Origin of the sequence: Luteimonas fraxinea (assembly GCF_021233355.1) — a bacterium.
Classification (GTDB): domain Bacteria; phylum Pseudomonadota; class Gammaproteobacteria; order Xanthomonadales; family Xanthomonadaceae; genus Luteimonas; species Luteimonas fraxinea.
In genome coordinates this window covers 3341573-3365891 of the sequence record NZ_CP089507.1, presented here as the reverse complement: position 1 = coordinate 3365891, position 24319 = coordinate 3341573, and the positions used below count along the sequence as shown (strand labels likewise).

24 protein-coding genes are annotated in these 24319 nt (G+C 64.6%); 17 read left to right on the top strand and 7 right to left on the bottom strand.

The genetic code is table 11. The annotated features are described in order from the left end of the window. The first annotated feature begins 290 nt into the window (after positions 1 to 290). From LU699_RS18460 to LU699_RS15110, 11 genes are all read left to right on the top strand, one after another. Positions 291 to 638, top strand: a complete 348-nt coding sequence (locus LU699_RS18460) for an Imm8 family immunity protein (protein WP_425491210.1) — start codon at positions 291 to 293, stop codon at positions 636 to 638. Between the two features lie 66 nt (positions 639 to 704). Continuing rightward, positions 705 to 1166 (top strand): hypothetical protein, encoded by a 462-nt coding sequence (locus tag LU699_RS15155; RefSeq protein ID WP_232136047.1) that lies wholly within the window; start codon positions 705 to 707, stop codon positions 1164 to 1166. Between the two features lie 59 nt (positions 1167 to 1225). Continuing rightward, positions 1226 to 1849 (top strand): DUF4240 domain-containing protein, encoded by a 624-nt coding sequence (locus tag LU699_RS15150; RefSeq protein ID WP_232136048.1) that lies wholly within the window; start codon positions 1226 to 1228, stop codon positions 1847 to 1849. Between the two features lie 93 nt (positions 1850 to 1942). After that, positions 1943 to 2230, top strand: a complete 288-nt coding sequence (locus LU699_RS15145) for an Imm32 family immunity protein (RefSeq protein WP_232136049.1) — start codon at positions 1943 to 1945, stop codon at positions 2228 to 2230. Positions 2231 to 2290: 60 nt separating this feature from the next. Continuing rightward, complete coding sequence (locus LU699_RS15140) at positions 2291 to 2716, top strand: hypothetical protein (RefSeq protein ID WP_232136050.1); 426 nt, start codon at positions 2291 to 2293, stop codon at positions 2714 to 2716. 974 nt (positions 2717 to 3690) lie between these two features. Further along, positions 3691 to 4137, top strand: a complete 447-nt coding sequence (locus LU699_RS15135; protein WP_232136051.1) for a hypothetical protein — start codon at positions 3691 to 3693, stop codon at positions 4135 to 4137. A 131-nt stretch (positions 4138 to 4268) separates the two neighbouring features. After that, entirely contained in the window at positions 4269 to 4655 is a 387-nt protein-coding gene (locus LU699_RS15130; protein WP_232580227.1) for a VOC family protein, read from the top strand. A 1901-nt stretch (positions 4656 to 6556) separates the two neighbouring features. Continuing rightward, positions 6557 to 6982 (top strand): hypothetical protein, encoded by a 426-nt coding sequence (locus LU699_RS15125; RefSeq protein ID WP_232136053.1) that lies wholly within the window; start codon positions 6557 to 6559, stop codon positions 6980 to 6982. A gap of 317 nt (positions 6983 to 7299) precedes the next feature. Then, on the top strand, positions 7300 to 7806 hold the full coding sequence (locus tag LU699_RS15120) for a DNA-deoxyinosine glycosylase (protein WP_232136054.1): 507 nt from the start codon (positions 7300 to 7302) through the stop codon (positions 7804 to 7806). 255 nt (positions 7807 to 8061) lie between these two features. Beyond that, positions 8062 to 8922, top strand: coding sequence for a pirin family protein (locus tag LU699_RS15115; protein WP_232136055.1), 861 nt, complete (start codon positions 8062 to 8064; stop codon positions 8920 to 8922). A gap of 78 nt (positions 8923 to 9000) precedes the next feature. Beyond that, positions 9001 to 9450 carry a hypothetical protein gene (locus LU699_RS15110; RefSeq protein WP_232136056.1) on the top strand — a complete coding sequence of 150 codons (450 nt, stop codon included), beginning with the start codon at positions 9001 to 9003 and terminating at the stop codon, positions 9448 to 9450. 277 nt (positions 9451 to 9727) lie between these two features. Here the strand turns inward: LU699_RS15110 and LU699_RS15105 are convergent, their stop codons facing one another. The 4 genes from LU699_RS15105 to LU699_RS15090 all read right to left on the bottom strand — a co-directional run bounded on the left by LU699_RS15105 (position 9728) and on the right by LU699_RS15090 (position 14244). After that, positions 9728 to 10579: a pirin family protein gene (locus LU699_RS15105; RefSeq protein WP_232136058.1), complete on the bottom strand. Its 852-nt coding sequence runs from the start codon at positions 10577 to 10579 to the stop codon at positions 9728 to 9730. 244 nt (positions 10580 to 10823) lie between these two features. Next, on the bottom strand, positions 10824 to 13031 hold the full coding sequence (rlmKL, locus tag LU699_RS15100; RefSeq protein WP_232149971.1) for a bifunctional 23S rRNA (guanine(2069)-N(7))-methyltransferase RlmK/23S rRNA (guanine(2445)-N(2))-methyltransferase RlmL: 2208 nt from the start codon (positions 13029 to 13031) through the stop codon (positions 10824 to 10826). A 185-nt stretch (positions 13032 to 13216) separates the two neighbouring features. Continuing rightward, complete coding sequence (locus LU699_RS15095) at positions 13217 to 13747, bottom strand: alpha/beta hydrolase (protein ID WP_232136062.1); 531 nt, start codon at positions 13745 to 13747, stop codon at positions 13217 to 13219. Further along, entirely contained in the window at positions 13744 to 14244 is a 501-nt protein-coding gene (locus LU699_RS15090) for an MOSC domain-containing protein (protein WP_232136064.1), read from the bottom strand. Before LU699_RS15090 ends, LU699_RS15095 begins: the two co-directional genes overlap by 4 nt. A gap of 23 nt (positions 14245 to 14267) precedes the next feature. Here LU699_RS15090 and LU699_RS15085 point away from each other — a divergent pair, with 23 nt between their 5' ends. The 4 genes from LU699_RS15085 (at position 14268) to LU699_RS15070 (ending at position 17932) form a co-directional block, all read left to right on the top strand. Beyond that, positions 14268 to 14840, top strand: coding sequence for an N-acetylmuramoyl-L-alanine amidase (locus LU699_RS15085; protein WP_232136066.1), 573 nt, complete (start codon positions 14268 to 14270; stop codon positions 14838 to 14840). A gap of 90 nt (positions 14841 to 14930) precedes the next feature. After that, positions 14931 to 15833: an acyl-CoA thioesterase gene (locus LU699_RS15080; RefSeq protein WP_232136068.1), complete on the top strand. Its 903-nt coding sequence runs from the start codon at positions 14931 to 14933 to the stop codon at positions 15831 to 15833. A gap of 1 nt (position 15834) precedes the next feature. Continuing rightward, a complete protein-coding gene (locus tag LU699_RS15075) occupies positions 15835 to 16653 on the top strand; it encodes a putative signal transducing protein (protein ID WP_232136070.1) in 819 nt (272 codons plus the stop codon). A gap of 97 nt (positions 16654 to 16750) precedes the next feature. Continuing rightward, complete coding sequence (locus LU699_RS15070; RefSeq protein ID WP_232136072.1) at positions 16751 to 17932, top strand: RNA polymerase sigma factor; 1182 nt, start codon at positions 16751 to 16753, stop codon at positions 17930 to 17932. A 173-nt stretch (positions 17933 to 18105) separates the two neighbouring features. Here the strand turns inward: LU699_RS15070 and LU699_RS15065 are convergent, their stop codons facing one another. Continuing rightward, entirely contained in the window at positions 18106 to 18792 is a 687-nt protein-coding gene (locus tag LU699_RS15065; protein WP_232136073.1) for an EF-hand domain-containing protein, read from the bottom strand. Positions 18793 to 18940: 148 nt separating this feature from the next. Between LU699_RS15065 and LU699_RS15060 the strand changes: the two genes are divergently transcribed. Together LU699_RS15060 and LU699_RS15055 are read left to right on the top strand one after the other, a co-directional pair. Continuing rightward, positions 18941 to 19693, top strand: coding sequence for an arginyltransferase (locus tag LU699_RS15060; protein ID WP_232136074.1), 753 nt, complete (start codon positions 18941 to 18943; stop codon positions 19691 to 19693). Then, positions 19690 to 20916: an endonuclease/exonuclease/phosphatase family protein gene (locus LU699_RS15055; protein ID WP_232136075.1), complete on the top strand. Its 1227-nt coding sequence runs from the start codon at positions 19690 to 19692 to the stop codon at positions 20914 to 20916. The genes LU699_RS15060 and LU699_RS15055 overlap by 4 nt, the downstream gene beginning before the upstream one ends. Before the next feature lie 107 nt (positions 20917 to 21023). Here LU699_RS15055 and LU699_RS15050 read toward each other — a convergent pair whose 3' ends face one another. After that, complete coding sequence (locus LU699_RS15050) at positions 21024 to 21524, bottom strand: CinA family protein (protein ID WP_268739044.1); 501 nt, start codon at positions 21522 to 21524, stop codon at positions 21024 to 21026. Between the two features lie 140 nt (positions 21525 to 21664). Further along, positions 21665 to 24220: a TonB-dependent receptor gene (locus LU699_RS15045; protein ID WP_232136076.1), complete on the bottom strand. Its 2556-nt coding sequence runs from the start codon at positions 24218 to 24220 to the stop codon at positions 21665 to 21667. Between the last annotated feature and the right edge of the window lie 99 nt (positions 24221 to 24319).

Sequence of the window (24319 nt, the reverse complement as noted above, 5' to 3'; positions counted from 1 at the left end):
GAGGCTTCGGAGATGGATAAACCGCGATGACGGGCGTTTCTGCCAGATCGACAACGGGCCAATTGGGGCTTGGACAACGTTGGGAGCGCTCGCTCTTGTGGCTGGCTTAGTCCTTTGGCAACTTCACACCCATATTGGTATCAGCAAATTGGGGGCCATCGCCGCCTCAGTCGCGGGACTAATCTTTCTCTGCATAGGCGCTCGTTCTGGCATCAATGCCAATGACACCTAACAATTCATTCAAGCCGATTCCGCTTCGCGGCACGGCTTAACTCAGGCGTTAGCCGTCAATGATCTTTCCCAAACTACTCAGTCTCTCTAGCTCCGATCTTGCTCCCGGAGAGCTTCCTCCGGATCCAAGGCATTGCTTTGTCCAAGTGCTAGCTAAGATTGGGCCTAGCTCCGGTAAGGCCGGAGATGACTTCTCTTTTGCTGTTGCCACACCAAGTGCTTTGGCAGAGTCGAAGATGTTTGGCTGGGGACGCGGCACACTCGTGGTTGACTCTTTCTCTTGGCTTCAGGTAGAGCGTGCGGTCGATCGTCTGCTTGCGCACGCTTCCCGTCCGAGTTGGCAGGAGGTTGCCCAAGTTCTCAATCACGAGTTGCTGTGGGAGTTTGACGGGTACCGTCCGAGTTGACGGCTAACAATTCATTCAAGCCGAACCCGCTTCGCGGGTCGGCTTAATTCTGGTGTTAGGCGACAAATGCAGCCAATCGAAGCTCTGAAAGAAGATTTCGCCCAGACACTTGGATTCATCGACAAGTGCGATGACCACATCTTCAAGATCAAGAACTGGGCACTTCTTACGTCATCGGCTGTCATCGCTTTCTCTGTGTCGCAAGGCCAAGACCTGATTGCACTCTCCAACTTGGCTTTGCTTGTTGCCTTCATCTACTTAGAACTCATCTACAAGTCGTTTCAAGACACGGCGATTCAACACACCACAGATATCTCCGCGCGCATCGACAGGTACTTGGCCGACTCAGCAGCACCAGATCTACTTTCTGGCTACCACCACAGTTTTGGTCGCAAGCTCCAGTATCCGTCGGTGCCTCGTGTCTTCTCTATTCTCGGCAATCGCAATCGGTGGCACATTCTTAACTTCTACGGTTTGCTGGCAGCCTTCTCAGTCGGCGCGTTCGTAGTTGCAAGGTTTGTCGCCTAACAATTCATTCAAGCCGATGCCGCTTCGCGGCACGGCTTAATTCAGGCGTTAGCCCGCTCATGACTAAGCACGCCGCCGTCTTCTTAATCGCTTCGTTCTTGTCCTCCTGCACGGTCATGGGTCAGGGCAAGGCGCGGAACGATGGATTCTTCGTCCATAATGCTGTGCTAGCAGATCCAGATTATCTTTCTGAACTGGGCGTGCGACCCGAGAATGTAGCTGCACTAGACCGCTCCGAGATGGGGTTATTTGCTCATAGGCTGTCATCTGGACAAGGCACGGTTGTTGCTCACCGCTTCTATTCCCCAGGTGGGGCGCTTACGGTGGACGATGAAGTGTTTGAGAAGTTGACGATCTGGTTCAAGAACTCAGGGCCAGACCCAGGTGCTATTGCCATTGACGATTCGGTGGTCGTGGTGCACACAAAAGGTAGCTCAGCATGGCCGCATGCTGCCTGCTCCGGCACCATCGAACGCGGCCAGATCAACATCACCCAAAAAGGCAGTGCCCTTCAGGTAGTAGTTACTGGAAACATAGTTCATAGCGGCAATCGCCACCCAGCGCGGTGCACACAGGACAACATCAATGTCTCTTTCACAGCGTCAGAAAGACCATTGTCATCACTTACACCGTGGCTCGGTACAGCCGGAGATCATCCTTATGAGGAAAGCTATCCCCGGTAGCGCGCCGCGGGCTAACAATTCATTCAAGCCGACGTCGCTTCGCGGCGCGGCTTAATTCAGGCGTTAGGGCGCATTCGCGATCTTGGAGACCAAATGCTGAGCATCGTCGCAGAACAGTCGGGAGATGTGGTTTACCTGCACGCAGACTTGGCCGGCCTCGAAGCCCTTGAGAAAGCGATCTCTTCTTTGCGTCAGCGCGTCGAAAAAGGCGAGTGTGAAGACAGCCATCTCTTTAGCGAGTCATGGGGTGGCGCGGAGCTTACAGAGTCAATGTTGCTGCAAGAGCAGTCTTCCGGCTGCAGGCAGGTCCATCACCTGAAGCTCTATGGTTGGACTCAAGATTGGGCGCATAAGCACGGCTTATCCAAGGATGCGCCCTAACAATTCATTCAAGCCGACGCCACTTCGTGGCGCGGCTTAATTCAGGCGTTAGGCGCGCGAATGATTGATCTCGAACATCGACAGATGCATCGCTCCAACGGCCTCATCGATGACTTTGTGGTGCGTGGTAGTCCGTCTGACTACGAGTCATTCGCCCGACAGTTGCGATCAGCCATCAGCAGCGGAGAGCCAGAAATGCTTCAGACGTCTTCGCGCATCGGCATTGAGATCACAAAAGATCCTAACCAACCGGAGCTCTTCACCTCGCTTCAGAACCAGGATGATTCCTATCCAACAATGATTGATTGGACGCAGCGAAGTATTCTCAGGATGCGCGGTAGTGCGGAGGTTCTGGAGGCCTTCTGCGCGTTCTTGCTTGATCTTTCGCAGCGCGGCCATGGCTACAGTTACATCTCTGAGTACTCAAATCAGCTCGGCTACGCTGAGTGTTCGCCTGAGTGGAGACTGCATGTCCAACTTCCTTGACGCTGCTTGGCAAGAAGCGTCGGGATTTGACGTCTGCAGGCGCGCGTCTAACAACTCATTCAAGCCGATGCCGCTTCGCGGCACGGCTTAACTCAATCGTTAGGCCCCCGGGAAAGCACTATGGCAACTCCTGACAGCGAATACTTCCACGAGCTTCCCCCACTCACGTCAGGCATCGTTGCCGAGCTTGGCGCCGGCCAAGAACTTACGCTGTTCCTCTTGGAGTACGTTTCTTCAGGCGGCGGTGTCATCTTTCCAGTTCAGTACATTCACCGGGAGCTTGTGTACCGCACTCCGGGTCAGAAAGATGCAGTCGCACTTGGTACTGCAAGGCTCATTGACGGCGGAGAATTCCGGGACGCACGTATTCTGTTCTCCCGTCCAAACCAGACTGCAACTCTCCGCGGTCCTACTCTAGAGGGGCAGGTCAAGGTTGCTCGGCCGGGGCCTAACAATTCATTCAAGCCGACGCCGCTTCGCGGCGCGGCTTAACTCAGGCGTTAGGGCGCAGATGAAGCTTGTTCGGTTCTTCATTGTCCAATCGGCACTACTTGGGTCATGCGCTTTCGCGGCTTGGGCGCTGCTCTTTTTTCCTGGCACATGGCCGTTTAGACCTTCGCTAGACACGTTGGGTGCTGCGGTGGTCGGCATTGTTCTCACCGCGATGTTTTTGTTCGCCGTTGCGGTGCCTTTCCAACTCGCGTTGCGTGGCAACCGTTCGTTGGCGGTTCGCCTTCTTGTTGGGGCCGTATCCGGCCCAGTTGGGGTTTGGCTCGGGCTCTTCGTGCTCTCCAACTACCCCATCAACTGGGAGTGGTACTGTTCACGGGCATGGGGGCTGCACCTTGTTTTCGCCAGCGTTGGCGTGTGCTTTTCCTTGGCGTGGCATCGTCGCCTGCGCCCTAACAATTCATTCAAGCCGATGCCGCTTCGCGGCACGGCTTAATTCAAGCGTTAGGCCGCAGGGGAGCAACATGGCCAGTCCAACAAACAAGCTTCTGGTATTCGGCGGCGCCCTCAGCGGCCTCGCTGCGCTGATGCATTTAGCGTGCCTGGTGGTGGGCGCTCCGCTGTTTCGGCTCTTGGGGGCCGGAGAGCAAATGGCGCAGCTGCACTTGGCCGGTCACTGGTACCCCACCGTCGTTACCCTAATCATTGCCAGCGTTCTCACTGGGTGGAGCGCCTACGCTCTCTCCGGCGCCGGTCTGATTCGCAAGTTACCGTTGCGGCGTACCGCTCTCTCCGTGATCACCGCCATCTACATTGTTCGTGGCATCGCATTCGCGCCGGCCATGGCTTACTTCCCCGGGAACAGCATGACGTTCTGGGCCGTGAGTTCTTCAATCTGCCTATTGATTGGCATCGTCCATCTTATGGGGCTTCGGCAGTCTTGGGTCAGGCTTTCTGGCGGCGCGGTCTAACAATGCGTTCAAGCTGAAGCCGCCTCGTTCCGCAAAGCACATGGAAGGTACAGCTTGCTATGCGCTTCGCTCCACTACGCGTCTCGGCTTAACTTAGGCGTCAGGCCGCACAATTATCCACGGACTCTCACATGCCCGAAGAACCTTACTGGAACCCTCTCGTACCCGAACTCACGGTGGACCGGATTGAAACCTCACTTCGCTTCTACACAACTGCCGGCTTTTCTGTTCGATTTCAGCGAGACGAACCCCCATTTGCCTACCTCGAACTCGGGCAAGCTCAGCTGATGCTTGAACAACAACACGAGCGCGGATGGAATGTCACCCCTCTTGATCGCCCGCTTGGGCGAGGCGTTAACTTCCAGATCGGAGTCGTGGATGCCGATGCAGTCCGATCTGCCTTGCTGGCTTCCGGCGTGACCATCTTTCGAGAAGTCAAGGACACGTGGTACTCGGCCGCATCCAATTTAAAAAAGGGCAGCGCGAGTTCCTCGTCCAGGACCCGGATGGCTACCTGATTCGTTTCGCGCAACATCTCGGTAGTCGCGATACGCCCTATTAATTAATTCGAGCCGAATTCGCTTCGCGGGTACGCTTAATTCTTGCGTTAGGGGCAGTGACAGTTATGGATTGGGACCACACTCTCTTTGCCGCGGAACAAGGTATTCCCGGACTCATCGCGCTCACCGCTATCCTCCCGGTTTCGCTCTCACTGCGACGCCGAACCGTAAGCTCAAGGCGTCAGCCGCAGGCCTTTCTGCTTTCTTTCTCTTTGCGGCCTCATATTTTGTGGCAGGCATCCCCGGCATTGAATCATCGCAACTCGCCAGGTACTTCCACTGGCTGGACTCATCGTCACGGTCGCCCTAGTTGCCCCTTCGGTCTTGGCCCTTCGGTGGCGCTGGATCGGCGCGCTGCCCCTGCTTACTGTCACAGCAGCCGCGTACCTGTGGTTCGTCGGCAGCCTGGCAATCAGCCACGACGCCACGTAGGCTGCCCCTCTAACAATTTATTCAAGCCGACGCCGCTTTGCGGCACGGCTTAATTCAGCCGTCAGGCACACGGAGAGAGATTCATCGTGACTCGGGTTTTCGGGATCATCGCGATCTTGCTGTCTCTGATCTCCGGTAGCGCCCGAGCATCTCATTCGCTCTACTTCGGAGACGGAAACGGCTACTCCATCGATATCGGCATCGGGACATGTGAGCATCCACCTCGCCGGCAACCTGAAACGTGTGTCACCATAGTTCGTGCCGAAACACCGGGCTCGAACGAATGGGTGCATGTCAATGCCGGGTTGACGGTAGAAGCTTTCAGGTTTCAAAGAAGCATGGTCCTTCGATACGACGGCCGCGATCCGCGAATGCCTGCGTTCTATCTGATCGTTCGCGGGAAACGAGCTTCGCTGCACATGGGTAGCTATGTAAGCCACACACACTTCAGTTGGTTCATGTGAGCTTAGTTGCTGCTCGCAGGTGGACTAGCTGGTGCCTAACGAGTCGTTGCAGCCGACGTTGCATCGGTCTGCGGCCCAGACGGCAGGTAGAGCTTGCCACCTCGTCCCCATCCCGCTACAACGCCGCTGAACTCTAGTGTTAGTGCGAACATGAAACAATCTCGGTCGTTTGTGGCACTTATCGCCGCCATCTCGCTCCTTGGTTGCGATATGAAGCAAACATATAAGGACACCTCTGGAACCCCTAAGTACCGCGACCTTATCGGGGACACATGTGAGTTGCTTGTAGCCATTCGTGCCCATGGGGTTGCAACGAAGCTTGAGAAAGACAAGAAGACGGACTACGTGTCTATCTGGAATCCAGGATTCAGCGGTCCGGAAAGGACGTTTCTCCTCCCACTCGCGGCCGGCACTCGCCTGCGAGTTCTGGCTGCTCGGGAATGTACTAACTGCCTATTCGACACTCTAGCTGAGTACCAAGTAGCAGTTATCCCTGAGCCGCTCGAGTTTGAGGGCAAGCCAGCTTTCGTGAGGCTTGAGTCTTTTACACCGCAACATGCACGGTGCGGCAGTGCGCGCTAACAATTCATTCAAGCCGACGCCGCTTCGCAGCACGCCTTAATTCAGGCGTTAGGCCTCACAGGAGCATTCTCGGCTTATGAGTAACAGCCAAAAACTTTCACCACGTCGCTCGCTACTGGTGTACGTGCTCGCGCTAGCGGGCGCCATCGTCGGAATCATCGCTGCGCCGCGCCTGATCGCAGCAGCAGAAGGCTCCCCGCCATGGCTCTTGCCTGCAGTTGTCATGTCCGCGGTGGCACTTGGCTTGTTAGTGGCATGCGCCGTATTCCGTGCGGCCGTCAATCGCTCAAGCCGCAAGCCTCGGGCCTGCCGGAGTGAGGCCTAACAGTTCGTCAAAGCCGACGCCGCTTCGCAGCGCGGCTTAACTCAGGCGTTGGACCGATGAGACTCGCCTTCAGAAAACTTCTCTCAGCTTTCGCGGCCATGGTGCTGTCAGTTTTGGCACTGAGGCACATGCACTCGGACGTCTTTTTCTTCACATTCATTGCCGCGATGATTTTGGCAATCATGTACTGGCTCGATGTCGGTGCCGAGTTGCGCGCGGCTGAAGACCCGAGTCCAGCATTACGCATACTGGGCATCTTGTTGGGTGTTCCGCAGGCTCTCCTGGGCTTCACGTGCTTGATCGCTGGGACAGCGGTCGTCCTATGGGTGCTGTACAACTTGGTGGTTGAAAGGCAGCCAGGGTTCCCCTCGCTTATTCTTGGTTTCGGCGTCGGGCCAAGCCTGATTACGTTCGGATTTGGGTGGTTGATCTACGCGTTCCGACGCCAACCATTGCCACCATCGGAGTCTCGCGACGCCTAGCCGCGCACTGCAGCTTTGCTCACCTTCTAGCGCTGTGATGTGTTCTCCGGCGCGATGATGTGCGCCGAGATCGTTCCCGGCGGCCAGGGGTGCTGTGCGCACTTAGTTCGTTCAGACGCGCGCTTGCGTCACCCGATCTTTCCGAGTCAAGCCGAGGCTTACGCCGGATGCGCGACCCGCCTGCTTCGACAGCGATGCATCTGGATCACCGTTACGATGGCCGCGCTTTGCGGGGAGTCGTGCGTGCGACAGCATTCTGTTCTTGGAGATCGTGCGGGCATGGTCTTGTATTGCGGCTGCTGTGGACGGTTGGCCGGATGACCGGATCCTTGATCCGCAGCTTTGCGCCGGTGGCCAACGACCGTGCTCGTGTGCTGGTACTCGGCAGCATGCCGGGCGTGGCGTCGCTTGATGCAGATCGCTACTACGCCCATCCGCGGAATCTGTTCTGGCCGATTGTCGGAACGCTGTTCGGATTCGATCCGGCGCTGTCGTATGACGCGCGGCTTGCGCGGCTGACAGCGTGTGGCGTGGCGCTGTGGGACGTGGCTGGGGAATGCGTGCGTCCCGGAAGCCTTGATGCGCGCATCGAGGCGGGCAGCGTAGTGCCGAACGATATCGGTGGACTGCTGGCGCGCTATCCGGGCATCGAGCGTATCCGGTTCAACGGCGCGGCCGCGGAGTCGCTGTTCCGGCGGCATGTGCTGCCGACGCTGGACGTCGTGCCCGATCTTTTGCGACTGCCGTCGACGAGTCCGGCACATGCAGCGCTTGGGTTCGAGGCGAAGCTGGCGGCCTGGCGTGTGGGGCTGGTTGGTCCGTGAGTCACTGAAGAGCCACCCGCGCGGAGTGGTCCCTCACCCGACACGCTTCGCGCGTCGACCTCTCCCATAGGGAGAGGTGCCAGGACCGAACGAATCGACGCTCTGCCTCAGCTCGTGCAGCACAGCCATTGCCGACTCCTCCAACCGACGCTCACCCGCTGCCAGCCGCAACGGATCGTCCCGCTGACCATAGGCCGCGCAGGCGATGCCACTGGCATGCTGGCGCCCTGCCCTCGCCGCCGTCGGAGCCGCGCCATGACCTTGTTGATCAATCCACGTACCCACGATCTCGGAGGGTTCGAGGTGCGCCGCGCGGTGCCGACGCTGCAGGCGCGCAGCGTGGGGCCGTTCGTGTTCGTCGACCACATGGGCCCTGCGATTTTCGAGAAGGGCGCCGGCGTGGACGTGCGGCCGCATCCGCATATCGGCCTGGCGACGGTGACGTTCCTGTGGTCGGGCACGATCCATCACGCCGATACGCTCGGCTACTCGCAGGACATCACCGCGGGCGACGTGAACTGGATGACGGCCGGTCGAGGCATCGCGCATGCCGAGCGCACGCCGCAATCGCTGCGCGAAGGCGAGCACCCGCTGCACGGTATGCAGACCTGGGTCGCACTGCCGAAGACGTACGAGGAAACCGCGCCGGAGTTCCATCACCATGCCGCGTCGACGCTGCCGCAGTTCCGCCGCGATGGCGCGTGGGTGCGAGTGATCGCGGGTCGTGGTTTCGGCGAGGAATCGCCGGTGCGCGTGTTCGCCGACACGCTCAACGTGGCGCTGGATCTCGAGCCGGACGCCGAAATTTTGATCCCCCCTTCGCATGCCGAGCGCGCGCTCTACGTGCTCGAAGGCGAGGCGCAACTCGACGGTGCGGACATTCCGCCGCGCCATCTTGCTGTGCTGGATGCAGGCGCGGTCGCCAAGCTGCGCGCGAAGACGCCGCTCAAGGCGATGCTGTTCGGCGGCGAACCGCTCGATGGACCGCGTCACCTGTGGTGGAACTTCGTGTCGTCTTCGAAAGACCGGATCGAGCAGGCCAAGGACGATTGGCGTGCGGGTCGCTTCGGCACGGTGCCGGGCGATCCGGAGTTCATTCCGCTTCCGGAACGGTGACGGTTGTCACAATCGCTGCCGCGCCGCAGCACGGATGCAGGCGTATGGTCGAAGGCTGAGTCACAGGGGACCATGACGATGCTTTCGATCCGACCGCTTGCGCTGTTGGGCGCGCTGCTCTGTGCGGGGACGGCACAGGCGCAGACCGCCACCGAATGCCCGCAACTGCCGCCCGAGGCCACAGTGCGCTGGGAAGTACAGCCCGGGCCCGACTTCGTGTTCTGCCGGGCGATGGACATCGCCAGTGGTCAACAGGCCTTCGCGGTGACCGTGGGGCGCAACGCGACCTTCAAGCCGCGCCGCAACGATCGCGTGGGTGATCGCGTGACCATCGACGGCACCCGCACGTGGTGGCACGCGCCGGACAACGAACTGACCGGCGCGATGGTGCGCGAGACGCTGCTGGAACTGCCGTCAGGCGACTACGCGCACATCATCGTGCGCGCGCGGGACGAGGCCGGCCTGACGCGCTCGTTGCACGATGCCGAGTCGCTGCATTTTTCGGATGTGCGGCTCGGCAGCAAGTAGGACTTGCATCGCCTAACGGCAACTGCCTCGACTCCTAAGTGTCAGCTGTCGTCGTGGCGAAAGCACGAGCTGCGCCACAGCAACGTGCGGCTATCCAGTGACGTCGCATACGTAAGCTGATATCCGACAGTTCCGCAGCGCGTTCACTGCTTCGGGCGTCCAAGGCGCTGGATGACCAGCGCGATCCTCTGTTATGAAGCACCTCCGGCGTCGGTCGGAGTGACGGTGATGACTTCATTGGCCCGCCGTCGACGATCGCGTCAGAGTACGGCGCGCATCAGAACCGGCCCTGCTCGAAATCAACGAACGCCTGCATCAGTTCTTCGCGGGTGTTCATGACGAACGGTCCATGACGGGCGACCGGCTCACGCAGCGGCCGACCTGCGACGAGGATCAATCGCGCACCTGTATCGCCGGCTTCCAGAATCAACTGCGCGCCGCCGCCGAGCACGGCGAGTTCCTGCGACGACAGCGGACGCGCGTCGTTGCCCTCGCCCACGCGCGCATCGCCTTCGAAGGCGTAAGCGAATGCGTTGTGGCCTTCGGGCAGCGCGTAACGCCAGGCGGCACCGGGAGCGAGCGTGATGTCGAGATAGAGCGGATCGGTCGCGGGCTGCGCGATCGGTCCGCTGACGCCGTCGACGACACCGGCGATCACCTTCACCGACACACCTTCACCTGCCTGCACAACTGGAATGCGCTCGGGTGCGAATTCCTGGTACTTCGGCGCGGTCATCTTGTCCTTCGCCGGCAGGTTCACCCACAGCTGGAAGCCGCGCATGCGGCCTGCCTCCTGTTCGGGCATCTCCGAATGCACGAGGCCGCGACCGGCGGTCATCCACTGCACGCTGCCCGGCACCAGCAGGCCCTCGTTACCGTGGTTGTCCTTGTGGCGCATCCGGCCGTCGAGCATGTAGGTGACGGTTTCGAAGCCGCGGTGCGGATGTTCGGGGAAGCCGGCGAGGTAATCCTCAGCGCGGTCGGTGCCGAACTCGTCGAGCATCAGGAACGGATCGAGATCGGGCAGCTGCGGGCTGCCGATCACGCGCGTGAGCTTCACCCCGGCACCGTCGCTGGCGGGCATGCCGCGCAGGTGGCGGATGATGCGGACGGCATCGGTGGTGGTCATCGGGCGGCTCCTGTCGGGTGTGCTGACACGATGCGGGCGCGATGGGTGGTTTCTACGCGCGCGGGTGGAACGGAGGTTTCTGTGGGGACAGGACGACGGTGGGAGCAGCGCGGACGGTCGAATGTCGATAAAGCTTACGCGCGCGGAGAGCGACCGTTGCAACCCGCTTGGCCTCACCCCAACCCCTCTCCCAAGGGGAGAGGGGCTCGAATCAGCCCGGAACGTGGCGGCCCGAGCCGACGCTTCAGCGCGCGGTGATGCGCCAGGCGCGGTGGATGCGCGGGTTGCGTTCGAAGTCCTGCGGAATCGTCGCCGGGCTGATGTCATCGACGTGCGCGAAAGCGGCGACAGCTTCGGTGTCGAGCTTGAAACGGCGGAAGTTGTTGGAGAAATACAGCACGCCGCCCGGCGCGAGCCGCGCGACCGCGGCTTCCAGCAGGCGCACGTGTTCGCGCTGGATGTCGAAATCCTTGGCACGCGCCGAGTTCGAGAACGTCGGCGGGTCGCAGAAAATCAGATCGTACTGCGCCGTCTCGGCTTCCAGCCACTGCAGCGCATCGGCCTGCACCAGGCGATGCTTCGCGCCGCCGTAGCCGTTCGCGCCGAGGTTGTCGGCGCACCACTGCAGGTATGTGCCCGACAGATCGACTGTGGTCGTGGTGCGCGCGCCGCCGCCGGCCGCATGCACGGTGGCCGCGCCGGTGTAGCCGAACAGGTTGAGGAAGCGGGTGTCGGCGGCTTCGTCGGCAATGCGCAGACGCATCGGCCGGTGATCGAGGAACAGGCCGGTGTCGAGATAGTCGAACAGGTTCACGCGCAGGTGCACGCGGCCTTCGTCGACCAGCAGGAATTCGTGGCGCGCATCGAACCGGCCGTACTTGCTGCCGCCCTTGCCCTTCGAACGTGTCTTGACCGCGATGCGCTCGCGCGGAATGCGGAACACGTCACGCGCAGCGGCGAGCACATCGCCGAAGCGGCGCCGCGTCACGTCCTCCGGAATCTCGGCCGGCGCTGCGTATTCCTGGATGTGCAGCCACAGTGGCGTGCCTTCGGCGCTGACATCCGCTTCGGACTGGATGTAGACGTCGATCGCGGCCGCGTATTCCGGCAGATCGGCGTCGTAGACGCGGTAGCAGGTCACGCCCTCTCTCTCGCGCCAGGTCTTGAACTTGCGCAGGTTCTTGCGCAGACGGTTGGCGACCATCGTCGCGCCTTCGCCGAGCTCTTCCGCTGTCTCGCTGACGGCGCGCTGCGGCAGCCGTACCGGATCGCAGACGATCAGGCTGCACTCGATAGCGCCGTTGAACACCTGGTACTTCTTCTTCGCGCGCAGGCCGGTGGCGTGTGCGAGTTCGGGGTCGCCGCACAGCAGGCTCGCGCGCCACTCGGGCACCGCGCGTCCCAGCGCATTGCCGAGCGTGCGATACAGCGCCGGGTCGGCGGCAAGGCGCGCGTCGTAGGGCGGATTGCAGACCGCGAGGCCGCGCTTCACCGATTCCGCCAGCGTGGCGTCCTCCTGCGAGGCCGGCGGCACCGGTGCCTGCAGGGTGGCGATGTCGCCGATCTGCCACTCGATCGCCTCGCGCAGACCGGCGGCCGTCGCGTTCTCGCGCGCGGCGTGGATCGCGTGCGGGTCGAGATCGCGGCCGAAGAACACGGCGCGCAGGCGCTGACGGCCGGTCCGTTCGCGCGCGAGGGCGTCTTCGCACAGCGTTTCCCAGTGCGCGACGTCGAACCCGCGCCAGCGGCTCGGCGCACGGCCAGCCGTCGCCGCACCGCCATCACGCGCCAGGCCCGGTGCGACATCGGCGGCCATCAGCGCGCCTTCGATCAGCAGCGTGCCGCTGCCGCACATCGGATCCAGCAGCGCGCCACCTTCGGTGTAGAGCGCCGGCCATCCGCCGCGCATCAGCACTGCAGCCGCGAGGTTTTCCTTCAACGGCGCCTCGCCCTGTGCACGACGCCAGCCGCGACGATGCAGCGGGCCACCGCCGAGATCGACCGACAGGATCGCGCGGCCCTTGCGCACCACCAGGCTCAGGCGCAGATCCGGCGATTCGACATCGACGTCCGGCCGCGCACCGGTCGCTTCGCGCAAGCCGTCGACGATCGCGTCCTTGACCCGCTGCGCGGCGTAGCGCGCGTGGGTGATCGCGCTGCCCGAGACATGCGGATCGATCGCCAGCGTCATGGTCGCGTCGAGATGCGCGGTCCAGTCGATCGCGCGCGCGCCGGCGTAGAGCGCGTCCTCGTCCTCGCAGGCGTAGTCGGCGATCGGCCACAGCACGCGGCTGGCCAGGCGCGACCACAGCACCGCGCGTTGCGCGTCATGCAGGGTGCCCTCGACATTGGCGCCGGCGGTCGTCGCTGTGGCGTGCGCGCATCCGAGTGCGAGCAGCTCGTCGACGAGCAGATATTCGAGGCCCTTGGGGCAGCTGGCGAAAAATTTCATGGGGACCTGGGTCGTACGTTTGAAGGCCGACGTGTCGACTCCCTCATTCCCGCGCGGGCGGGAATCGAGTGTCTTGACGTGCTGGCCGAGCGATGTGTGCCGATCAAGGCACTGGATTCCCGCCTACGCCGGAATGACGAAAATGGTTCTGGAAGACGTGGATGCGGACATCAGCTTTTCGCGCTTCAGATCGACCGCAGCAAGGCCGCGAATGCATCCGCCGACGCGTCCACATGCGCGGTCAGACGGTGATTGTCGTCGACCAGCAGCAGCCGACCACGGCGGGCGCAGGTCCAGCCGACGACATCGGCGGCGGGAATCAGTTCGTCGTCCCAGCCGTGCACGACCGACAGCGGCACCTCGGCCGCCTGCAGCGGATGCGCGGCGTCGAGGCGCACGGGCGGCGCCATCAGGAACAGGCCGGCGACCGGCACCTGCAGCGAGACATGCCCCGCGATCCACGCACCGAGACTGGAACCGGCCAGCACCACCGGTCCGCGCGCGGCGGCATCGAGGGTCAGCCGCAGCAGCCGTTCGATGCGCGCGGCGACATCCCCGAGCGGGCTGACGTCGCGCTTGCCGTCGAGATCGGTGAAGTCCGGGCGCTCGTGGCTCCAGCCCAGGCGTTCCGCGGCCTCGGCGAGCGCGGTGACCTTGGAGGCATCGGGGCCGCTTTCGAACCCGTGCGAGAGGATGCAGTGGCCGCGCGTACTCATGCGTCCACCCATTCGACCGCGTCACCGATCTTCAGCGCGCCACCCTCGATCACGCGCGCGCATAGGCCGCCCATGCCGCGGATCGCGTTGTAACCGCCGGGGCCGAGCGCCGCCTCCATCTTCGAACACGGATCGCAGGGCGCGGTGCCTTCGAGCAGCACATCGCCGACGCGGAAACGCCGCCCCTTGAGCGCGATCAGCGGAATGCCCGAGACCACGAGGTTGCGGCGCAGCGTCACCGGCGTGACCTCGGCATGGCCGCTCAGCGCGGCGATTGCCGGCAGATGCTCGGCCTGGATCAGGGTCACGCCGCGCTTGCCGCTGCCGCCGGTGTAACGATCGCCTTCGAGACCGATGCCGGTCACCGCGACAGCGCTGTCGACCGCGCGGATCGGCACCTCACGGGCCGGCCGCAAGCCGATCCAGTCCACGCGTCCGACGCGCGGAAACTGCGTCATCAGGGCGTGCAGGTCGGAGTCTGGCGGCGGATTTCTCATGTGTGAATGCTAGCATCCGGGCCATGTCCGACCCCACGTCCGCGCCCCGGATCGCGCTGCAACCGCTGCCCTATGTGGACCTGCTGGCGCCGCGCGCGGCATCGGACATCACCCTGGTGGTCATCCACTGCACCGAGCTGCCCGACCTCGCCACGGCGCGTGTCTACGGCGAGCGCGTGCTCTACGACAGCGGGACCGGCGCCAGCGGCCACTGGTACATCGACCGCGACGGCCGCATCGCCGAATACGTGCCGGCGACCCGAGTCGCCCATCATGTGCGCGGCCACAACGCGCAGTCGCTTGGCATCGAACTGGTCAACACCGGCCGTTTCCCAGACTGGTACGACAGCCGCCACCAGGCGATGGGCGAGGCCTACACACCGGCGCAGATCGACGCGCTCGTCGCCCTGCTCGCGCATCTGTGCGCCACGCTGCCGAACCTGCGCGACATTGCCGGCCACGAGGATCTGGACACCGATCGCGTCGCCGCCAGCGACGATCCGGCCCTGACCGTCGCCCGCAAGCGTGACCCCGGCCCGCTCTTCCCGTGGAAGGACGTGCTGGCGAGCGTCCCGCTGACCCGCATCGGCGTCTGAACGCCTGCGTCAGGGCCGCGACCCGCCCCCACCTATAATCGTCGGCCGGCACGCGTCCGCGTTGCCGCCCCCACCGTGCACGGCCCCGCGATGACCCCGCCCGTTTCCGAACTGATCGACCTGCTCTCGCTCGAGCGCCTCGAAGACAACCTGTTCCGCGGCCAGAGCCGCGACATCGGCACCAAGTACGTGTTCGGTGGTCAGGTACTGGGCCAGGCGCTGTCGGCCGCGCAGGCCACGATGACCAGCCCGCGCCCGGCGCATTCGCTGCACGCGTATTTCCTGCGCGCTGGCGATGTGGACGCGCCGATCGTCTACGACGTCGACCGCACCCGCGATGGCGGCAGCTTCTCGGTGCGTCGCGTGACCGCGATCCAGCACGGCAAGGTGATCTTCTTCTGCGCCGCTTCGTTCCAGGAAGAAGAGTCCGGCGCCGAGCACCAGCCGGTGATGCCGGACGTGCCCGCGCCCGAGGACATCGCACCGCAGGATCCGCTGCCGGCCGAAGTGCTGGCGAAACTGCCGGTCAAGGTGCAGCGCTGGCTCGATCGCAGCGGCCCGTTCGAATTCCGCCACGTCATCGCGCCCGGCGAAACCCGCCGCGACGAACTGCACCCGCGCAAGCGTCCGCCGTTCCAGCAGATGTGGTTCCGACTGACCGGCCCGGTCGGCGATGCGCCCGCGCTGCATCGCGCGTTGCTGGCGTACGCGTCCGATTTCCAGCTGCTGGGCACTGCCACGTTCCCGCACGGCATCAGCTACTACCAGCCGAACGTGCAGATGGCCTCGCTCGACCACGCGCTGTGGTTCCACCGCCCGTTCCGCGTCGACGACTGGCTGCTCTATTCGCTCGACAGCCCCAGCGCGCAGGGTGCACGCGGGCTCGCGCGCGGTCAGATCTTCGACCGCGCAGGACGCCTGGTCGCCAGCACCGCGCAGGAAGGCATGATCCGCGTGCTGCCGGGCGACGACGCCGCGGCGAAGGCGGGCTGAGATGCGTCAGGTCTTCTCCAGTCCCCGCCTCGAGAACGTCGAACGTGTCGCCGCCCTGCTGCGCGATGCCGGCATCGAAGTGCAGATCCTCAACGGCCGCTCCTACAAGGGCAACCGCCGCAGCAACTTCAGTTATCGCGAGGATGCCGGCGGCCCGAGGCCGGCGGTGTGGGTCACCCGCTCCGACGAACAGCCGCGCGCGCGCGAACTGCTGCGCGAGGCCGGACTGCTGCAGAGCCAGCCGTCGGCCCGCAACTATCTGCAGCAGGCCGACGTGGTGTTCGCGCCGGCGGCCGAGGCGCGCAAGGGCATGTCGCGTGCGTCCAAGGTGCGCTACACGCTGATCGGCGGCGCGGTGCTGGTGATCGCGCTGTCGTGGTGGAGCCGGCCGTCGACGGAGACGCCTCTGGAGTCACCTGTCGCCGCAGCCCCGGAGACGGTGCTCGACATGGTGCCGCCGACCGTCGAAGCCACCGAGTACCGCGCACCGGTGCCGCGCGCGCTCGCGACGGCCGTGCTGGCCGATGCGCTGGCTTCGCGGGCAGGTCCGGTCTGCGTGGCGATCGACGGCGATGCGCCTGCCGCGCCACTGCTGGCCGAACTCGAAGCCGGTTATCCCGACGTGCGCCCGTCTTCTGCCTGTGGTGGCGGAGACGGACAGGCCTCGTCGCTGGACATTACCAACTACCGCACCGACGGCTCCGGCCAGGGCACGGTGGATCTGGTCCGCGGCGGCAGCGATGCCGCGCAGGGCCTGATCACGCGCACGCTGGACGTTCGCCGCGACGGTCGCGACTGGCAGTTCGACGCCGCCGACTGATCGCAGCCGCGCGCGTCCGCGGGCATCATCGAGCGCGCCGGTCACATCCGGCGCCCGGGTCGCGTCCTTGAAAGCGACCTGACCTGCAAGGATCGCCATGAACGCCATCGCCGCCGACCTGGGCCTCGAAGACCGGATCCATCTGGAACTGCCCGCCGCGCGCGGTGGCGACCAGGCCGCGTACGGCCGCATCGTGCAGATGAGCCAGAACGCGACCACCGCGATCGCGCTGGCGATCACCCGTGACGTACAGGCCAGCCAGGACATCGCGCAGGAGGCCTATCTCAAGGCCTGGCAGCAGTTGGGCAGGCTGCAGAACACGACGAGTTTTCTGCCGTGGCTGCGACAGATCACCCGCAACCTCGCCCGCGACCATCTGCGCGCGCGCCGCGAACGGATTGTGGCTGGCGAGGCTGCCGACATCGCCATTGCACAGGCGGCCGATCCCGATGCCTGTCCGATGCAGCAGATCATCGATGACGAAACCGGCCGCGTCGCCGCGGACCTGATTTCCGATCTGCCCGACGAAAGCCGTGAAGTGCTGTTGCTGTACTACCGCGAAGGCGGCAACTCGAAGCAGGTTGCCGCCCTGCTCGGCCTGTCCGATGCCGCGGTGCGCAAGCGTCTGTCGCGCGCGCGCCGCAGCCTGCGCGAGGATCTGATGGCGCGTTTCCAGGAGTTCGCGGCGAGCTCGGCGCCGGGCACGGCGTTCACACTACTGGTGACGGGCGGACTGGCTGCGTTCGCGAAACCTGCCGCGGCGGGCACGGTCGCAGGGGTCGCGGCCGGCGGCGCATTCGGCGCAGGTGTCGCCGGCAAGGCCGCGCTGGGCAGTGCGAGTGCACTCGGCGCTGCCGGTGTATCGCTGGTGTTCGGCGGGCTGACGATGTGGCTGTGCCGGAAGATGGTCGCGCGTTACGCCGATACCGAGGCCGAGCGCCGCGCGATCCTGAAACTCTACGACCGCTGGTTCGTCTGGGGATCGCTGGCGGGTGGTGTCGTCGGGGCGGGCCTGGGCTTCATGGTGGGCAGCCGTGACATGTCGGGAACTTGGATGTCGATGGCGGTCGCGATCGCGTTGTTCCTCTACAACTATCCGCTGCTGACCAGCATGCCGCGCCTGATGAATCCGTTGATCGCGCGCGACATCGCGCGTGATCCCAAGGGCGGTACCCGCCGCGCACTCGGCTATCGCCTGATGTTCGGAACGAGTGGACTGATCCTGACCAACTTGGGCCTGGTGGGCGTGCTGCTGATCCTGTGGCTCAAGACCGCCTGAGCCGTGTTTCCGACGGTGGCGCGCAGAAGATCGCGCACGCGAATCCCGTCTTCCATTGCGTCCTGCTGTCGCGAATCATGCCCCCGGCGACGCTTCGCCTCGAGGTGCTTGGCGTGCATCCAAAAAAAAGGCCGCGCAGTGCGCGGCCTTTCCGTTGACGTATCGCCGGCGACTCAGCGCTGCGGACGTTCCGGGCGCAGCTCCTCGCGGCTCAGGAAGCCGTCGCGGTTCTCGTCGAGCCACGCGAAGCGCTCGGCCAGGCGCGGCATCTTCTCCGAGACCTCGACGCGGCTCAGCTTGCCGTCGCCATTGAGATCGGCTTCGCGGAACTTCGCATCGAAGCGACGCTCGCCCTCGGCGCGACGCTCGGCGGACTTCGCCGTGTGCCAGGTGCGCAGTTCGCTGCGGGTGAGATAGCCGTCGCGGTTGGTGTCGATCGCATCGAAGTTCGTGACCAGATCGAAACCGCCGCCCTTCTGCGAACGCGGGCCGCCCGGAGCACGCTGCGGACGCTCGCCACGTGCATCGGCGCTGCGTGCGCTCTCGCGGCGCGGGCCGTCGGCACGCGGAGATTCGCCACGCGCAGCGCGTTCCGCGCGATGTGCGTCGCGACGTGCCTGCATCGCCTGCTGGCCGGCCTGCGCTTCGGCGCGGCTGATACGGCCGTCGTTGTCGGTGTCGAGCCGTGCGAGGGCGTCGACACGATCGCCGCCGTAACCGCGCGGGCCGTGTCCGCGATGCCGTTCGCCATCGGGCTTGGCCGCCTGTGTGCCGGCAACCGGCGCCTGCGCGGCGGCCGTGCCGATCGTGGTGATGGACAGCGCCGCGAGCAGCGCGGTGGTGATGAGCCTCGTCTTCATGGATGTGTTCCCGTTGCCGCGGCACCGTGCCGCTGTGCAGGGATCAACGCCCGCACCGCGCGCTGCGTTGACCGGACGCCTGCACGGTTCAGCCTGCGGTCGGCGAACCGGTCGCGCCGCCTGCGACGCCGGTGCGTATCCTGCGGACATGCAGACGCCGTCGCGCCCCGCACCAGAACCGGATGCCGGCACAGGCGAGTTGCGCCTGTTCCACACCGCGCCGCATGCCTGCGGCTACTGGCCGGATCGCGAAGCGCGCGACCTGGTGCTCGATCCGCGCGATCCGCGTCTGGGCACCGTCTACCCGCAGGCACTGCGCTGGGGCTTCCGCCGCTCGGGTGACATCGTCTATCGCCCGCATTGCGGCGACTGTCGCGCGTGCACGGCGGTGCGCATTCCTGTCGACGCCTTCGTGCCCAACCGCAGCCAGCGCCGCACGCTGGCGCGCAACGCCGATATCGACGCGCGCGTGGTGCCGGCCGAGCGCAACGACGAGCGGCTTGCGCTATACCGGAAATATCTGGTGTCTCGCCATCCCGCCGGCGGCATGGACGACCACGGCGCGCATGAATTCGACCAGTTCCTGATCGGCAGCTGGAACGAAGGCCGGCTGCTGGAACTGCGCCTGCACGGACAACTGGTGGCGGTCGCAGTGACGGATCTGATCGAAGATGCGTTGTCGGCCGTCTACACTTTCTACGACCCTGACTTCGTGTCACGCGGACTCGGCACACTGGCGATCCTGCGACAGATCGCCTGGGCGCAGCGCGACCGCCGGCGCTATCTCTATCTCGGCTACTGGATCGATGGACACCGCAAGATGGCTTACAAACGCAATTTCCAGCCGCTCGAAGGCTTCGATGGACGCCAGTGGCGTCCGCTGACGGACGCCGCGCCATGACCCGCACATGGCTGATCGCCATGATCGCCTGTGCGGCCCTCGTACTGCTCGCCGCCTGCGTGCGCGTCAATACGCACGGCGACGCGCCGCGCACCGCCGACGCGGCGTCGCCCGGCACGCTGCGCATCGCGACCTACAACACCTCGCTCAACAGCGACGAAACCGGCGGCCTGCTCGAGCGCCTGCAGGGTGACGACGCCGGTGCGCGCAAGGTCGCCGCGGTGTTGCAGCAGGTGCGACCCGACATCGTGCTGCTCAACGAGTTCGACTACGTTGCCGACGGCAGCGCTGCCGAGCTGTTCCAGAAGCGCTGGCTCGAACGCCCGCAGCCAGGCGGCGGCGAACCGCTGCGCTATCCGTACCGCTATCTCGCACCGGTCAATACCGGCGTGCAGAGCGGTCTGGATCTCGACAACAACGGCACCATCGGTGGAGACGGTCGTGATCGCGGCAACGATGCCTGGGGCTACGGGCTGCATCCCGGCCAGTACGGCATGCTGCTGCTGTCGCGCTATCCGATCGATGCCACTACGGCGCGTACGTTCCAGCTGTTGAAGTGGGATGCGATGCCCGACGCGCGGCGTCCGCGCCATCCCGATGGTCGCTCCTTCCATCCCGACGCCACGTGGTCGCAGTTGCGGCTGTCGTCGAAGTCGCACTGGGACGTGCAGGTGCGCGCGCCGGGCGGCGTGATCCACGTGTTGGCCTCGCATCCGACACCGCCCGCGTTCGACGGGCCGGAGAAGCGCAACGTCGCGCGCAATCACGACGAGATCCGCTTCTGGACCGATTACCTGTCGCCGGGCGCGCACGACTGGCTGTGCGACGACGCCGGCCGCTGCGGTGGACTCGATCAGGATGCGCGCTTCGTGATCCTCGGTGATCTCAACAACGATCCTGTCGACGGCGCCGGCGATCACACCGCGATCGTCGAGCTGCTCGAACACCCGCGTGTGATCCGCATGGCCACGCCGCGCAGCGAAGGCGCGATCGAGGCCGCTGAAACCGATGGCGGCGCGAATGCGCAGCATCGCGGTTCGGCCGCGCACGACACCGGCAGCTTCGGCCCGCGCGTGGGCAACCTGCGTCTCGATTACGCGCTGCCGTCGGTGGGCCACGCGCTCGTCGGCAACGGCGTGTTCTGGCCGCGCAGCGATGCGGCGCATGCCGACATCGTCGACGGCACCGACCATCGCCTCGTGTGGGTGGATGTGACGCAGTAAGCGTACTTCAGGCGACGCGGCAGGATGCCGCGTCGCAAACTTATGGATGAGGCCGGCGCGCTACATGCCGTCATCCGATCGACGACGTGTCCAGCGAACGGTCCGCCTCAGCCGACCGTCGACCCCAGGCCGCGCAATGCGGCCGCGACCGTCTGCCGCCGCACCGCATCGCGGTCGCCGTCGAACTGGAACAGTTCCGCGCGTGCGTAGCCGCCACGCCGCTTCCAGCCGATCCAGACCGTGCCGACCGGCTTGTCCTCACTGCCGCCGCCAGGCCCTGCAATGCCGGTGACCGCGACCGCGACGCTCGCGCCGGAATTCACCAGCGCGCCGGAGACCATTTCGATCACGGTCTCGCGACTCACCGCGCCGTGGGTTTCCAGCGTGTGCGGATTGACGCCCAGCAGCGCCTGCTTGGCCTCGTAGCTGTAAGCCGCCATGCCGCAGTCGAACCAGTCGGAGCAGCCGGCGATATCGGTCACGGCCTTGGCGATCCAGCCGCCGGTGCAGCTCTCTGCGGTGACCAGGCGATGGTGGCGCGCGCGCAGCAGCGCGCCGGTCTCCTCGGCGAGCGTGTGCAGCGCGGCATCGGAATGGGTGTCGTGCATGGGCGCTCCCGCGATCGAAGTCGCCGTTGTACCGCATCGTGCCGCGCGCGTCGCCCCGGCGCCTGGAACGCCGCGTTTCCGCGCGCCTGAAACGCGAACGGCCGACCCTCCCGGGCCGGCCGTCGCGTCGACGCGGTGGATCAATAGCGCATGCGCAGCGTCACGCCATAGGTGCGCGGAGCACCGAGGAAGGCATTGAACGAGCCCGTCTGGATTGGCGCATCGATGCCAACCTGCTTGTAGGTCTCGTCGGTCAGGTTCTGGCCCCAGAACTCCAGCATCCAGCGCTGGTCCTGACGCCCGAAGCCGAGGCGTGCATTGAGCACGGTGTAGGCGTCCTGCATCTTCTGCGGCTTGAGATCCGAGCCGGTGTTGTACTCGGACATGTACTTGGCGCCGATGTTGAAGCGGCCCTGCAGCGCCGAGCCGATGTCCCATTGGTAGGTGGCCGACGCGTTGCCCGACCACTTCGGCGCGAAGCTCATCTGGTTGCCCGGCAGCAGCGGCAGATCCGGCACGATGTCGTCGCCGTACTCGGTTTCCGCGTACGTCACGCCACCCTGCAGCATCAGGCCCGGCATGCGGGTCTGCCACAGCACTTCGGCGTCGATACCCATCGAGGTCACTTCCGGGATCGAACGCACGACGAACGCGGTGCCGAGGAAGCTGTTGAGCTGGAAGTCCTCGTAGGTCTGGTGGAACAGCGCCGCGTTGAACAGCAGGTTGCCGTCGGCCCAATTGGTCTTCAGACCCAGCTCGTAGCTGTCGACGAACTCGCCGTCGAACGCGGTGTCGTCCACCGGCGTGATACCGACCTGCACGCGGTCGAGATTGAAGCCGCCGGCCTTGTAGCCGCGCGACGCCGACACGTAGGTCATCACGTCATCCGACCAGTCGTAGGCGACCTTCAGCGTGCCCGACCATTCCTTCTCGGTGCGCTCCTGGAAGGTGCTGCGGCCGTTGTGCGCGATGTTCGCCCACGGCAGACACATGAAGCCCGCAACCTGCGGCGCGACGGCCGGCACCAGACCCGCCAGCAACTGCTGCTGCAACGCGGGCGGCAGGCTGCCGAAGCCGTTGATGCGTTGCGCCAGCGCGCCACCGACGCGCGCCGCCGGATTGGCCAGCGTCGCCGCGCAGCCCTGCGCACCGTTGGGATTGGTGTAGTCGGACTGCAGCGTCTTCTTCTCGCGGGTGTAGCGCAGGCCCAGGGTGACGTCGAGCGCATCGGTCACGTGGAAGGTGTTGTTGGTGAAGATCGCCGCGCTCTTGGCGTTCTGCTCGTAGCGGTCGAGCGCGCCCTGCCCGGTGAAGTTGGTGCCGAACGGACGACCGCTGACCTGCGACAGGAACGTCGCCGGATTCGCGGTGTTGACGGTCAGGCCCAGCGGCGCGAGCTGCGCCGCGATCGCCGGCAGCACCTGCGAGGCGACCGCGGTCGACAGGTACGGCTCGTAGGCGGCGCCGAAATAGTAGGAATCGTTGCGGCCCAGATCCTCGTCGGAATAGAACAGGCCGACCATCCAGTCGATGCGATCGCTGGACCCGGTCAGGCGCAGCTCCTGGCTGAAGTTCTCGAACTTCACCAGCGAGCCGTCCGGATTCGGCGGGCGATACAGGATGTCCGCGCCGCTGTAGTCGAAGTCGATGCTGGTGATCGCTTCCCAGTCGCGGAACGCGGTGATCGAGGTCAGCACGGCATCGTTGGCCCACGGCGTGGTCCAGTTGACCTCGGCCGAGACGCCCTTGTCCTTGAGGTCCTGCTCGGTGGTGCGGTTGGCGTAGGCGAGACGGCGGTCGAGATCGACGACCGGAATGATGCCCTCGCCGCCCGGCGTCAACGCATCGATGATCGCCGCGGTCGGCCCGCGGAACGTGGTCATCGAGACGCAGCAGTTCTCTTCGCGACTGGTGTAGTCGGCGATGAAGTTGATGTTGAGGTTCGACGTGGGCTCGAGCAGCAGCTGGCCGCGCAGCGAGTGATAGTTCTGGTCGCCATCGTCGGTCTCCTGGCGGGGACCGCCCGAGGTGTCGACGTTGTCGACGCCGTCGCGCTTGCGCTTGGTGGCGAAGATGCGGAACGCGGCGTTGTCGCTGAGCGCGTCGTTGTAGGACCCCGATACGCCGAGCAGACCGTAGTTGCCCACGGTGACTTCGCCTTCGACCGCCTGCGTGTAGCTCGGGCGCCGGGTGATCACGTTGATGACGCCGGCCGAGGTGTTCTTGCCGAATACGGTGCCCTGCGGGCCCTTGAGCACTTCGATGCGCTCCATCTCGCCCAGATCGCCGAAGCCCACGCTGTTGCGCGCGCGGTAGACGCCGTCGATGACGATGCCGACCGAGGATTCCAGACCGGGGTTGTCACCCACCGTGCCGATGCCGCGGATGCGCGCCGTGGTCTGCGCCGCGGACTGCGTGCTGGTGACGGTGAGGCCGGGGACCAGGACCTGCATGTCCTTGATGTCACGCACGCCGGTGTCCTGCAGCAACTGCTCGGGCAGCACGTTGATGACGATCGGCACGTCCTGCAGCGCTTCTTCGCGCTTCTGCGCGGTGACGGTGATCGCCGACAGCGTGGTCGGTGCTTCGTTCTCGGTGCTGGTCGACTGCGCCAGCGCCGGACCTGCGATGGTGGCGGCCAGCGCGACGACGACAGCGTGACTGAGCAGGCTGCGCTGCAACTTACGTGAATCCATGTTGTCCCCCGAATGACGTGGTGTGGTTCTTCCGAAAACCGACCCCCGACGGCATTGCGCCATCGGGATTCCCCGCCGCTCCGGTCATCGTGGGGGACA

Excerpts from the sequence above, each read along its gene's own strand:
- LU699_RS18460 (WP_425491210.1), top strand. The coding sequence starts at position 291 with ATGATCTTTCCCAAACTACTCAGTCTCTCTAGCTCCGATCTTGCTCCC.
- LU699_RS15155 (WP_232136047.1), top strand. The coding sequence starts at position 705 with ATGCAGCCAATCGAAGCTCTGAAAGAAGATTTCGCCCAGACACTTGGA.
- LU699_RS15150 (WP_232136048.1), top strand. The coding sequence starts at position 1,226 with ATGACTAAGCACGCCGCCGTCTTCTTAATCGCTTCGTTCTTGTCCTCC.
- LU699_RS15145 (WP_232136049.1), top strand. The coding sequence starts at position 1,943 with ATGCTGAGCATCGTCGCAGAACAGTCGGGAGATGTGGTTTACCTGCAC.
- LU699_RS15140 (WP_232136050.1), top strand. The coding sequence starts at position 2,291 with ATGATTGATCTCGAACATCGACAGATGCATCGCTCCAACGGCCTCATC.
- LU699_RS15135 (WP_232136051.1), top strand. The coding sequence starts at position 3,691 with ATGGCCAGTCCAACAAACAAGCTTCTGGTATTCGGCGGCGCCCTCAGC.
- LU699_RS15130 (WP_232580227.1), top strand. The coding sequence starts at position 4,269 with ATGCCCGAAGAACCTTACTGGAACCCTCTCGTACCCGAACTCACGGTG.
- LU699_RS15125 (WP_232136053.1), top strand. The coding sequence starts at position 6,557 with ATGAGACTCGCCTTCAGAAAACTTCTCTCAGCTTTCGCGGCCATGGTG.
- LU699_RS15120 (WP_232136054.1), top strand. The coding sequence starts at position 7,300 with ATGACCGGATCCTTGATCCGCAGCTTTGCGCCGGTGGCCAACGACCGT.
- LU699_RS15115 (WP_232136055.1), top strand. The coding sequence starts at position 8,062 with ATGACCTTGTTGATCAATCCACGTACCCACGATCTCGGAGGGTTCGAG.
- LU699_RS15110 (WP_232136056.1), top strand. The coding sequence starts at position 9,001 with ATGCTTTCGATCCGACCGCTTGCGCTGTTGGGCGCGCTGCTCTGTGCG.
- LU699_RS15105 (WP_232136058.1), bottom strand. The coding sequence starts at position 10,579 with ATGACCACCACCGATGCCGTCCGCATCATCCGCCACCTGCGCGGCATG.
- rlmKL (WP_232149971.1), bottom strand. The coding sequence starts at position 13,031 with ATGAAATTTTTCGCCAGCTGCCCCAAGGGCCTCGAATATCTGCTCGTC.
- LU699_RS15095 (WP_232136062.1), bottom strand. The coding sequence starts at position 13,747 with ATGAGTACGCGCGGCCACTGCATCCTCTCGCACGGGTTCGAAAGCGGC.
- LU699_RS15090 (WP_232136064.1), bottom strand. The coding sequence starts at position 14,244 with ATGAGAAATCCGCCGCCAGACTCCGACCTGCACGCCCTGATGACGCAG.
- LU699_RS15085 (WP_232136066.1), top strand. The coding sequence starts at position 14,268 with ATGTCCGACCCCACGTCCGCGCCCCGGATCGCGCTGCAACCGCTGCCC.
- LU699_RS15080 (WP_232136068.1), top strand. The coding sequence starts at position 14,931 with ATGACCCCGCCCGTTTCCGAACTGATCGACCTGCTCTCGCTCGAGCGC.
- LU699_RS15075 (WP_232136070.1), top strand. The coding sequence starts at position 15,835 with ATGCGTCAGGTCTTCTCCAGTCCCCGCCTCGAGAACGTCGAACGTGTC.
- LU699_RS15070 (WP_232136072.1), top strand. The coding sequence starts at position 16,751 with ATGAACGCCATCGCCGCCGACCTGGGCCTCGAAGACCGGATCCATCTG.
- LU699_RS15065 (WP_232136073.1), bottom strand. The coding sequence starts at position 18,792 with ATGAAGACGAGGCTCATCACCACCGCGCTGCTCGCGGCGCTGTCCATC.
- LU699_RS15060 (WP_232136074.1), top strand. The coding sequence starts at position 18,941 with ATGCAGACGCCGTCGCGCCCCGCACCAGAACCGGATGCCGGCACAGGC.
- LU699_RS15055 (WP_232136075.1), top strand. The coding sequence starts at position 19,690 with ATGACCCGCACATGGCTGATCGCCATGATCGCCTGTGCGGCCCTCGTA.
- LU699_RS15050 (WP_268739044.1), bottom strand. The coding sequence starts at position 21,524 with ATGCACGACACCCATTCCGATGCCGCGCTGCACACGCTCGCCGAGGAG.
- LU699_RS15045 (WP_232136076.1), bottom strand. The coding sequence starts at position 24,220 with ATGGATTCACGTAAGTTGCAGCGCAGCCTGCTCAGTCACGCTGTCGTC.